Origin of the sequence: Streptococcus hepaticus (assembly GCF_043656315.1) — a bacterium.
Classification (GTDB): domain Bacteria; phylum Bacillota; class Bacilli; order Lactobacillales; family Streptococcaceae; genus Streptococcus; species Streptococcus hepaticus.
Genome location: NZ_JBINIY010000002.1, coordinates 274248 through 286061 on the forward strand (window position 1 = coordinate 274248; position 11814 = coordinate 286061).

The 11814-nt window shown below is 42.1% G+C and carries 9 protein-coding genes; 6 read left to right on the forward strand and 3 right to left on the reverse strand.

Going from position 1 to position 11814, the window contains the following annotated elements:
* Nucleotides 1-10 precede the first annotated feature (10 nt).
* Nucleotides 11-655, forward strand: a complete 645-nt coding sequence (locus ACHUFA_RS03745; RefSeq protein WP_394404956.1) for a CPBP family intramembrane glutamic endopeptidase — start codon at nt 11-13, stop codon at nt 653-655.
* A gap of 33 nt (nt 656-688) precedes the next feature.
* On the opposite strand, the gene nrdF is transcribed toward ACHUFA_RS03745, so the two are convergent.
* The 3 genes from nrdF to nrdH all read right to left on the reverse strand — a co-directional run bounded on the left by nrdF (nt 689) and on the right by nrdH (nt 4389).
* A complete protein-coding gene (gene nrdF, locus ACHUFA_RS03750) occupies nt 689-1648 on the reverse strand; it encodes a class 1b ribonucleoside-diphosphate reductase subunit beta (RefSeq protein ID WP_394404957.1) in 960 nt (319 codons plus the stop codon).
* Between the two features lie 330 nt (nt 1649-1978).
* Complete coding sequence (gene nrdE / locus ACHUFA_RS03755; protein WP_222347411.1) at nt 1979-4138, reverse strand: class 1b ribonucleoside-diphosphate reductase subunit alpha; 2160 nt, start codon at nt 4136-4138, stop codon at nt 1979-1981.
* 29 nt (nt 4139-4167) lie between these two features.
* Entirely contained in the window at nt 4168-4389 is a 222-nt protein-coding gene (nrdH, locus tag ACHUFA_RS03760) for a glutaredoxin-like protein NrdH (protein WP_222347412.1), read from the reverse strand.
* A gap of 286 nt (nt 4390-4675) precedes the next feature.
* Here nrdH and acnA point away from each other — a divergent pair, with 286 nt between their 5' ends.
* The 5 genes from acnA (at nt 4676) to ptsP (ending at nt 11783) form a co-directional block, all read left to right on the forward strand.
* Nucleotides 4676-7345, forward strand: coding sequence for an aconitate hydratase AcnA (acnA, locus tag ACHUFA_RS03765; RefSeq protein WP_394404958.1), 2670 nt, complete (start codon nt 4676-4678; stop codon nt 7343-7345).
* Nucleotides 7342-8460, forward strand: a complete 1119-nt coding sequence (locus ACHUFA_RS03770; RefSeq protein ID WP_394404959.1) for a citrate synthase — start codon at nt 7342-7344, stop codon at nt 8458-8460. The genes acnA and ACHUFA_RS03770 overlap by 4 nt, the downstream gene beginning before the upstream one ends.
* Before the next feature lie 2 nt (nt 8461-8462).
* Nucleotides 8463-9644 carry an NADP-dependent isocitrate dehydrogenase gene (gene icd / locus ACHUFA_RS03775; RefSeq protein WP_394404960.1) on the forward strand — a complete coding sequence of 394 codons (1182 nt, stop codon included), beginning with the start codon at nt 8463-8465 and terminating at the stop codon, nt 9642-9644.
* A 143-nt stretch (nt 9645-9787) separates the two neighbouring features.
* The gene (locus ACHUFA_RS03780; protein ID WP_049617645.1) at nt 9788-10051 is read left to right on the forward strand and encodes a phosphocarrier protein HPr; all 264 of its coding nucleotides are present in this window, start codon (nt 9788-9790) and stop codon (nt 10049-10051) included.
* 4 nt (nt 10052-10055) lie between these two features.
* A complete protein-coding gene (ptsP, locus tag ACHUFA_RS03785; RefSeq protein ID WP_222347416.1) occupies nt 10056-11783 on the forward strand; it encodes a phosphoenolpyruvate--protein phosphotransferase in 1728 nt (575 codons plus the stop codon).
* Nucleotides 11784-11814 lie beyond the last annotated feature (31 nt).

Sequence of the window (11814 nt, forward strand, 5' to 3'; positions counted from 1 at the left end):
GGAGTCTAGGATGAAAAAAATTGTATCGGGAAGTTTATTGTTAATTTTGTGGGTCTTTCTCTATCAACTGAGTGCAGGCGTAATACAGATAGCACCGCTGATGACCAACATCCCAATCATAGTTTGGGTCATAAGTCTCATTGGAATTGCGCTTTTAGGCTTGTTGGTTTGGTTTTACCAGTATCTGTATAAAGAAATGAAGCTAGAACTGTCTGGTCTAAATGAAAAATTTCAGATAATCTGGGGTCCTTTGGCACTCTATGTTTTCTTTATGGTCTTACAAATTCTCTTTCCAGTCAAAGCCAGCAATAATCAGCAAGCAGTGATGGAATTTGTCACGGCAATTCCTATCCCGGCCTTCTTCAATGTGGTTGTTCTAGGTCCAATCCTGGAAGAATACATTTTTCGTGGGTTGCTTCGAGGTTATTTCTTCCCAGAAATTCGGGGGATGAAGCAGGCGATGATGTACTGTCTTGTTTCAAGTATCTTGTTCTCTCTGATTCATATGCCAAATACAGTTCTTCATTTCTTCATCTATGGCACCATGGGCTTTGCCTTTTCATGGCTTTATCTCGCCAAAAATGATCTTCGTTACCCGATTGCCCTTCATATGTTGAATAACTTACTTAGCTTTATCAGTATTTTAATGCTATAAGAAAAAATCCTTAGAATTTCTAAGGATTTTTTCTTATAAACCAAAGTTGTAGTCGTTGTCTTGCATGGCTTCAACAGTTCCTAGGAGGTAACCATTTCCGACCTGACTGAAGAAGTCATGGTTGGATGTTCCTGTTGAAATCCCGTTCATGATAATCGGGTTGACATCATCTGCTGAGTCTGGGAAGAGCGGATCTTGTCCCAAGTTCATGAGCGCTTTATTGGCATTGTAACGGAGGAAGGTCAAGACTTCCTCGGTCCATCCGACTTGATCATAGAGGGATTGGGTGTATTTTTCTTCATTTTCATAGAGTTGGTAAAGAAGGTCATACATCCAGCTGCGGAATTCTTCCTGCTCATTTTCTGGTAACTCATTGAAACCAAGTTGGAATTTATAGCCGATGTAAGTGCCGTGGACAGACTCGTCGCGGATAATCAGCTTGATAATTTCAGCTACGTTGGCCAATTTATTGTTTCCAAGGTAGTAGAGTGGTGTGAAGAAACCTGAGTAGAAGAGGAAGGTTTCGAGATAAGTAGAAGCCACCTTCTTCTGTAAAGCATTACCATTTTCGTAAATATCGTTGATAATGCGTGCTTTTTCTTGCAGGTATTCGTTGTTGTTGGTCCATTCAAAGATTTCTTCGATTTCAGACTTAGTGTTCAAGGTTGAAAAGATAGAAGAGTAAGATTTTGCGTGGACAGACTCCATGAATTGGATATTGTTAAGAACAGCTTCTTCGTGAGGGGTGCGAACATCCGCACGGATTGCTTCGACACCAGATTCAGACTGCATAGTGTCCAAAAGGGTCAAGCCACCGAAAACCTTACCCACAAGGTCTTTTTCTTGGGCGGAAAGCTTACGCCAATCATCCAAGTCATTTGAAAGTGGAATACGGGTATCCAACCAGAACTGCTCGGTTAATTTTTCCCAAGTGGACTTATCAATTATGTCCTCAATCGCATTCCAGTTAATCGCTTCATAGTAAGTTGTCATGAAAGTTCTCCTAATAGAGTGATAGGTATATTATATCATAAACTAAAAGCCCAAGCTGACTTGGGCTATCATTAAAAGTTGCCGATATTGCGACATTTATGTAAATAGTAAGGCTGTTAGCTGATCCACGGTAGCGATTAGCGTAGATTTTTACTACAATAGTTTCATTTCGTTACGACATGGAGTAAAAGGTGTCGATAATACACCTTTTACGGAATTAGTAAGGTAGCAAGGAAAGGTCCAGTAGGACTTTCCGTAGTTTTATTAGCGACGGATGGTCGCAATAAAACTGCTATGTTACGACCTTAGTCGTTACAAGAACTTACAACGTCAAATCACACAGCTTTCACATTGGTTTGCACCGACTTCTTCGCCGTCATCAGTAAAGGTGCGGACGTAGTAGATAGACTTGATGCCTTTGTTGTAGGCGTAGTTACGCAAGATGGAAAGGTCGCGGGTTGTTTGCTTGCTTTCAGTTTTCCATTCGTAGATTTCTTTTGGCAATTCACTGCGCAAGAAGAGGGTAAGGGATAAACCTTGGTCAACGTGTTCTGTTGCGGCTGCGTAGATGTCGATGACTTTACGCATGTCCATATCGTAGGCTGATTTGTAGAAGGGAATGGTTTCAGTTGCCAAACCTGCGGCTGGGTAGTAGATTTTACCGATTTTCTTCTCTTGGCGTTCTTCGATTCGTTGTGTGATTGGGTGAATAGAAGCAGATACATCATTGATGTAAGAGATAGAACCGTTTGGCGCTACTGCAAGACGGTTTTGATGGTAGAGACCGTCAGCCATGACTTTATCGCGAAGATCAGCCCAATCTTGTCCACTTGGAATGAAAATGCCATCAAATAGATTCTTGACTTTGTCAGAACTTGGTTGGTAAGTGCCTGTGACGTATTTATCGAAGTAAGTACCGTTTGCGTAGTCTGATTTTTCAAAGTTAGCAAAGGTTTCTTTGCGCTCACGGGCAATATTGTTTGATTCGACCAAGGTCCAGTAGTTGAGGAGCATGAAGTAGATGTTTGTAAATTCAAGCGATTCTTCTGAGCCGTATTCCATAAGATTTTGAGCTAGGTAGGAATGCAAGCCCATTGCTCCAAGTCCGATAGAATGCGCCTGCTTGTTACCATGAGCCACGGTAGGAACAGCGACGATGTTTGAATGGTCAGTGATATAGGTCAAAGCGCGTGTCATGACGCGGATAGATTTTCCGAAATCAGGCGATTGCATGAGGTTCACGATGTTAGTAGAACCCAAGTTACATGAGACGTCTGTTCCCATTTCCAAGTATTCTTGTGCATCGTTGATGAGACTTGGTTTTTGAACTTGGAGAATTTCAGAACAGAGATTAGACATGATGATTTTTCCGTCAACAGGATTGGCCTTATTTACCGTATCAATGTTGATGATGTAAGGGTAGCCAGACTCTTGTTGGAGTTTTGAAATTTCAGTTTCTAAGTCTCGGGCTTTGATTTTAGACTTACGGATGCGAGGGTTGGCAACCAATTCGTCATATTTTTCGGTAATGTTGATGTAGCTATATGGTACACCATATTCCAATTCGACAGAGTAGGGACTGAAGAGGTACATGTCTTCATTGTTACGCGCCAGCTCGTAGAATTTATCAGGAACAGTGATACCGAGTGAAAGTGTTTTGACACGAACTTTCTCATCGGCATTTTCCTTTTTAGTAGAAAGGAAAGAAATGATGTCTGGATGGAAGACGTCTAAGTAGACAACCCCAGCCCCTTGACGTTGCCCAAGTTGATTTGAATAAGAGAAGCTGTCCTCAAAGAGTTTCATGACAGGAACGACACCTGAGGCTGCTCCTTCGTAACCCTTAATTGGCGCACCAGCTTCACGCAAGTTGCTGAGGGAAATCCCTACCCCACCACCGATACGAGACAATTGGAGGGCAGAGTTGATAGAACGACCAATCGCATTCATATCATCTGTTACTTGAATGAGGAAACAAGATACCAGTTCACCACGGCGGGCACGACCAGCGTTGAGGAATGAAGGAGTAGCGGGCTGGTAACGGAGGTGAATCATCTCGTTTGCCAAGTCTTTTGCCAATTCTTCATTACCTTCAGCAAAGTAAAGAGCGTTAAAAAGAACGCGATCTTCCATGCTTTCGAGGTAGAAACTGCCATCGTTGGTCTTCAAGGCATATTGGTTGTAGAATTTGTAAGCAGCCATGAAGGACTTAAACTGGAAGTTTTGGGTTTTCAAGAATGCCGCCAATTCTTCGATGAAAGCAGGGCTATACTGAGCCAAAAACTCCCCTTCGAGGTAGTTCTCTTCTAATAAATATTCGATTTTATCTGCCATCGTGTCAAATTTCATGGTATTTGGTTCGACGTTTTCCTTGAAAAATGCTGCTAAGGCTTCTTGGTCCTTGTGAAGAGGAATTTGCCCATTAACTGGACGGTTGATTTCATTATTGAGACGGAAATAAGAAACGTCTCCTAAGTCTTTCAAACTCATATTCTTTTCTTTCTAATCGTATATGTGGCTTAGCCGATAAGGTTTTTCAATTTGCTTGGTTGGAAACCAGAGAAGCTTTCAGTTTCTATCTCAACAACAGGAGCAGCTGAGAAGCCGAGGTCTTTCACATGTTGGATGAATTCGGGTTTTTCATCGAGGTTGATTTCCTTGTATTCAATATTTTTTTCATCTAAAAAGCGTTTTGTCATCTTACATTGCACGCAGTTGTTTTTTGAGTAAACTGTAACCATGAGATTCTCCTTAAAAATAATTCTTTCTTAGAATACAATACACTGAAAAAGGAGAAAAGTCAAATAGATAGACTAAATATAGGGGTGTGAAAACGAATAAAACACTATATATGGTGTAAAAGGCTTGGTATCAAGCTTTTGGAGACATAGATCTTATTTTTGAAAATAGGATGAATTTTCAACGATACAATTATATGTTATATCTTATTACATGAATATAAAAATGTTATTGAAATAATTTTCGGAATATTGTATAATATCCCCAATAGAAAGCAGAGGTTCTGATATGGTTGAACAAGTAAAAAAAATCGTAACTAGTGATTCTCATTCATTTTCCTATTTTGATATTGCACAAGCATGCCAAAATGAAAATGTGAATATTTCATCTCTTCCTTATACAATACGAATCCTTTTGGAAAGCTTATTGCGGAAAGAAGATGGTGTAGATGTTACAAAAGATAACATTTTGAATCTTGTTCATTATCAGGCAACTGCACCACAAGGAGAAGTTCCTTTCAAACCGAGCCGTGTTATCCTGCAGGATTTTACTGGTGTGCCAGTGGTAGTCGATTTGGCTTCTATGCGCGATGCAGTGGTTAAACGTGGTGGTAATCCTAATCTGATTAATCCAGAAATTCCAGTTGATTTGGTCATTGATCACAGTGTTCAAGTAGATGTTTTTGGAACGGAAACTGCGCTGGAAGAAAATATGAAACTGGAATTTACACGAAATAATGAGCGCTACGAATTTCTTAAATGGGCAGAAACTGCTTTTGATAATTATCGAGCAGTACCACCTGCAACGGGGATTATTCACCAAGTTAATATTGAATTTTTAAGTGATGTGATTATCGAAAAAGACGGTCTCCTTTACCCAGACTCTATGTTTGGGACGGACAGTCATACAACCATGATTAACGGGATTGGCGTTCTAGGTTGGGGTGTCGGTGGTATCGAAGCGGAAGCAGCTATGCTAGGAGAAGCTTCTTATTTCCCAGTGCCAGAGGTGATTGGGGTACGTTTGACAGGTTCTTTGCCAAAAATCGCTACCGCAACAGACCTTGCTTTGAAAGTGACACAAGTTCTTCGTCAGGAACATGTTGTTGGTAAATTTGTCGAATTTTTCGGTCCAGGTTTAGCGAGTTTATCACTGGCTGATCGTGCGACAGTTTCTAATATGGCGCCTGAATACGGAGCAACCTGCGGTTATTTCCCGATTGATAAAGAAACTCTTAACTATATGCGCTTAACAAACCGTTCGGAGGAACATATTGCGCTGACAGAAACCTATGCTAAGGTCAATCATATTTTTTACGATGAGGAAAAGGTTCCGACCTACACCAAGGTAGTGGAAATCAATTTGGACAGTATCGTTCCAGCAATTTCTGGACCAAAGCGTCCTCAAGATTTGATTGCCTTGACGGATGCTAAGCAAGAATTTCAAGCTAGTTTGGTGCGGGAAGTGGGTGTGCGTGGATTTGGCTTGACAGATGAAGAGGTTGGGAAGACAGCTCTTGTTCATTTTGCAGAAGAGGATGTGGAAATTTCAACAGGACACGTTGCTATTGCAGCCATCACTTCATGTACCAACACTTCAAATCCTTATGTTCTGATGTCGGCGGGTCTCTTGGCGAAAAATGCTGTGGAACGTGGTTTAACCGTTTCAAAAGCTGTAAAAACTTCGCTTGCTCCGGGCTCAAAAGTGGTAACAGGTTACCTGCGAAATTCTGGACTGCAAACGTATCTGGATAAGCTAGGCTTTAACTTGGTTGGCTATGGTTGTACAACCTGTATTGGCAATTCAGGTGATCTCTTGCCAGAGGTGGCGGAAGCGATTCAGTCAGAAGATTTGCTGGTGTCGGGTGTCCTGTCTGGTAACCGCAACTTTGAGGGACGTATTAATCCTCTGGTCAAGGCCAACTTCTTGGCTAGCCCTCCACTGGTTGTGGCTTATGCTCTTGCGGGCAATACCAATGTGGACTTGATGACAGAACCTCTTGGTGTTGATGGAAATGGCAGAGCTGTTTATCTGAATGACATCATGCCAAGTCAGGAAGAAGTGACAGCTTATGTGGATAAGTATGTCACCCGCGACTTATTTGAAGAAGAATACAAGCAGGTCTTTACAGATAGCCAACGGTGGAACGAAATTGAAACCAGCACTGGAAAAAATTACGTTTGGAACCAGGCTTCTACCTACATCCAAAATCCACCTTATTTTGATGAATTGAGGGAAGATTTGACCATTTCTCCTCTAAAAAATCTAGCAGTATTGGCTAAATTTGGAGATACGGTCACAACCGACCACATTTCTCCAGCGGGAAATATTGCGTGTACTAGTCCAGCAGCTAACTATTTATCTGCAAATGGTGTGGATTACCAAGATTTCAATTCCTATGGTAGTCGCCGTGGCAATCATGAGGTCATGATGCGGGGGACTTTTGCCAATATTCGGATTAAAAATGAATTAGCTGATGGAAAAATCGGTGGTTGGACCAAGTATGATAGTGAGATTCTTCCTATTTATGACGCGGCCATGAAGTATAAGGAATCTGGCCTTGGTAGCTTGATTATTGCTGGTAAGGATTATGGAATGGGGTCTAGTCGTGACTGGGCTGCCAAAGGTTCTAGCTTGTTAGGAGTCAAGGCGGTGTTAGCTGAGTCATTCGAGCGTATTCATCGTTCAAACTTGGTCATGATGGGTGTGTTACCTCTGCAATTTTTAGAAGGTCAAACAGCCGAAAGTCTTGGTTTGACAGGGACTGAACGATTTGATATTGATGTGAATGATAGTGTCAAAGTTGGGCAAGTTGTGACGGTTCGAGCGACTTCGAATGATGGAGTAAAAGAATTCCAAGTTAAAGTACGCTTTGATGCAGATGCAGATATTCGTTATTATCGCTACGGAGGTATTTTGCCAATGGTGGTGAAGAAGAAGTTAGGAGAATTGGCATGACAGCAAGTATGGGATTAAAGGATATGATTGCCTGTGATACGCGCATCAGTGCCATCGAAAATGATGAGCTGTCTTACGCAGGTTACAATATTTCAGAGTTTATGGACAACAATGCTTCCTTTGAAGAAGTTATTTATCTCTTGTGGAATTTACACCTGCCAACACAGATTGAACTCAATCAGTTTGAAGAAAAATTACGAGCAGAGTATGCTATTTCAGATGCGGTTGAACAATGTATTCTGATTCAGTCGCGCAAGCATTTGCATCCAATGAGTGTCTTGCGGTCAACGGTTTCGCTTTTGGGAGTCTACAATATCCATGCGGAAGAAAATTCTTTGGAGGTTATGTATGACCAGTCTATCCAAATTATGGCCAAGGTACCGACCATTATCGCAACCTTTGCTCGTTTGCGTCAGGGGTTAACGCCTATTGCACCACGAGAAGATTTGGGCTTTGCGGCGAATTTTCTCTACATGTTAAAAGGAGAAGAACCAACTGAATTGGAAGTTCGTGCATTTAATAAAGCACTTATTCTCCATGCTGACCATGAGTTAAATGCTTCTACCTTTGCAGCTCGTGTGACTGCTTCAACCTTGACGGATATCTATTCTTGTGTAACAACAGCGATTGGGACCCTCAAAGGTTCCCTCCACGGTGGTGCCAATGAGCGCGTGTTTGACATGTTGATGGATATTCGGGAGTCTGGTGACACAGAAAGTTACTTGCGTCAGAAGTTGGATTCTAAAGAAAAGATTATGGGTTTTGGTCATCGAGTTTATAAGACGGTTGACCCGCGTCAAAAGTATTTGAAAGAAATGGCGCTGGCGCTGACTCAGGGAACGGATGACGAAGAGTTTTATAATCTATCTCAAGAAGTAGAAGACTTCATCCGTCATGAAAAAGGGCTGATTCCCAATGTTGATTTCTACTCGGCGACAGTTTACCATGTGTTGGGCATTGATAGTGATATTTTTACGCTGATTTTTGCCATGAGTCGGATGGCTGGTTGGATTGCCCATGTTCAAGAGCAAAAGAAAAACAACAAACTCATTCGCCCGCGTTCCCACTATGCAGGTCAAATGGACCTAGTCTATATTCCTATCAATCGGAGGTAAGTATGGCAGAAAAGATTTTTATGAAGAATGGTATCTTGCAGGTTCCAAATAACCCCATCATTTCCTACATTGAAGGGGATGGAGTTGGACAGGACATTTGGAAAAATGTTCAAAAAATTGTTGATAGGGCGGTGGAAAAAGCTTACGCTGGTAAACGAGCGATAGCTTGGCAGGAGGTGTTAGCGGGAGACAAGGCGGTTGCTGAGACTGGTCAAGCGCTCCCAGATGAAACGCTTGAAGTCATCAAGGAAAATTTGGTGGCCATCAAGGGACCTTTGGGAACACCAGTTGGCCAAGGAATGCGCTCGCTCAATGTAGCTCTCCGTCAAGAATTAGACCTCTTTGCCTGTGTACGTCCCGTTCGCTATTTTGAAGGCGTTCCAAGCCCGCTTAAAGAACCTGAGAAAACCAATGTCACTATTTTTCGTGAAAATACCGAAGACATTTACGCTGGGATTGAATGGGAAAAAGGGAGCGCGGAAGTAACTCAAGTCATTGACTTTCTTCAACAGCAAATGGGTGTGAGGAAAATTCGTTTCCCAGAGACATCGGCTATTGGCATTAAACCGATTTCACAAGAGGGTTCAGAACGCCTGATTCGCTCGGCCATTGTCTATGCCCTAGAAAATAAATTGACTAAGGTTACCTTAGTTCATAAAGGCAATATCCAAAAGTTCACCGAAGGTGGATTTCGTAAATGGGGTTACGAACTGGCTGAGCGTGAATTTGCAGACCAATTGGCAGATGGTCGTTTAGTGGTCAATGACGTCATCGCAGATAATTTTTTGCAGCAGATTTTACTTAATCCGCAGCATTTCCAAGTAGTTGCCCTGACCAATTTGAATGGAGATTATGCTAGTGATGCGGTAGCAGCTCAAGTTGGAGGGATTGGCATTTCTCCGGGTGCGAATATTAATTATTTGACTGGTCATGCCGTTTTTGAAGCGACCCATGGTACGGCTCCAGATATTGCCGGTCAAGACAAGGCAAACCCATGTTCCCTCCTCTTATCGGCGGTCATGATGCTAGACTATCTTGGATGGAAAGAAGCGGGACAGCTGATTACCAAGGCGGTAGAAGAGACGATTTTGGCTGGTCAAGTGACAGGGGATTTTGCAGAAATGCTTGGAAAGCTAGCGCTTTCGACGTCTGAGTTTTCTCAAAGAATTATTGAAAAAATATAGGAAAACACTGGTATGAAAGCCTTTATTTTTGAAAGCTTAATAAAAAATTCTTGAAAATGAATGCAATAAATGGTATAATACAAAATTGTAAGGGTTATCACAGATAACCTACAATTTTTGAAAAAACAAAGGAGAAACCAAACATGGCTTCAAAAGACTTCCACATTGTGGCAGAAACAGGTATTCACGCACGTCCAGCAACTTTGCTCGTTCAAACTGCTAGCAAATTCGCTTCAGATATTACTTTGAACTACAAAGAAAAATCAGTTAACTTGAAATCTATTATGGGTGTTATGTCACTTGGTGTTGGCCAAGGTGCTGATGTAACAATCACTGCTGAAGGTGCAGACGCTGACGACGCTATCGCAGCTATCTCAGAAACAATGGACAAAGAAGGATTGGCATAAGACTATGACAGAAATGCTTAAAGGAATTGCAGCATCAGATGGTGTTGCTGTTGCTAAGGCATATCTACTAGTTCAGCCGGATTTGTCATTTGAAACTGTTTCAGTTGAAGATACAAATGCAGAAGAAGCTCGTCTAGATGCTGCTTTGGCAGCATCACAAGACGAGCTTTCTCTTATTCGTGCGAACGCAGTAGATAGCCTCGGTGAAGAAGCGGCAGCCGTTTTTGATGCCCACTTGATGGTTCTTGCTGACCCAGAAATGATTGGTCAAATCAAAGAAACAATCCGTGCTAAGAAAACAAATGCTGAAACTGGTCTTAAAGAAGTGACTGACATGTTCATCGCTATCTTTGAAGGCATGGAAGACAACCCATACATGCAAGAACGTGCTGCGGATATCCGCGACGTTGCCAAACGTGTATTGGCTCACCTTCTTGGTGCAAAATTGCCAAATCCAGCAACTATCGATGAAGAGTCAATCGTTATCGCGCATGACTTGACACCTTCAGATACTGCTCAATTGAACAAACAATTTGTAAAAGCCTTTGTAACCAACATCGGTGGACGTACAAGTCACTCAGCTATCATGGCTCGTACACTTGAAATTGCTGCCGTTCTTGGTACAAACAACATCACTGAAATTGTAAAAGATGGTGATTTGCTTGCGGTTAACGGTATCACAGGTGAAGTGATTATCAACCCAACTGAGGAACAAATCGCAGCGTTCAAAGCAGCTGGTGAAGCTTACGCTAAACAAAAAGCTGAATGGGCACTTCTTAAAGACGCTCAAACAGTGACTGCTGATGGCAAACATTTTGAGTTGGCTGCTAATATCGGTACACCTAAAGACGTTGAAGGTGTTAACGATAATGGTGCTGAAGCTGTTGGTCTTTACCGTACAGAATTTTTGTACATGGACTCACAAGACTTCCCAACTGAAGATGAACAATACGAAGCTTACAAAGCTGTACTTGAAGGCATGAACGGCAAACCAGTTGTGGTTCGTACGATGGATATCGGTGGTGACAAAGAGTTACCATACTTCGATCTTCCACACGAAATGAACCCATTCCTTGGATTCCGCGCTTTGCGTATCTCTATCTCTGAAACTGGAGATGCTATGTTCCGTACGCAAATCCGTGCCCTTCTTCGTGCATCTGTTCACGGTCAACTCCGTATCATGTTCCCAATGGTTGCTCTTTTGAAAGAATTCCGTGCTGCTAAAGCCGTATTCGATGAAGAAAAAGCTAAATTGGTTGCAGAAGGTGTTGCCGTTGCAGACGATATCCAAGTTGGTATCATGATCGAAATCCCAGCAGCAGCTATGCTTGCTGACCAATTCGCAAAAGAAGTTGACTTCTTCTCAATTGGTACAAACGATTTGATCCAATACACAATGGCTGCTGACCGTATGAACGAACAAGTTTCATACCTTTACCAACCATATAACCCATCAATCCTTCGTTTGATTAACAACGTTATCAAAGCAGCTCACGCTGAAGGTAAATGGGCTGGTATGTGTGGTGAGATGGCTGGTGATCAACAAGCTGTTCCACTTCTTGTCGGAATGGGTCTTGATGAATTCTCTATGTCAGCAACATCTGTACTACGTACACGTAGCTTGATGAAGACTCTTGATACTGCTAAGATGGAAGAATATGCTAACCGTGCATTGACTGAATGTTCGACAGCAGAAGAAGTTCTTGAGCTTCAAAAAGAATACCTCGGATAATGTTGAGAAACACGACTTCGGTCGTGTTTTT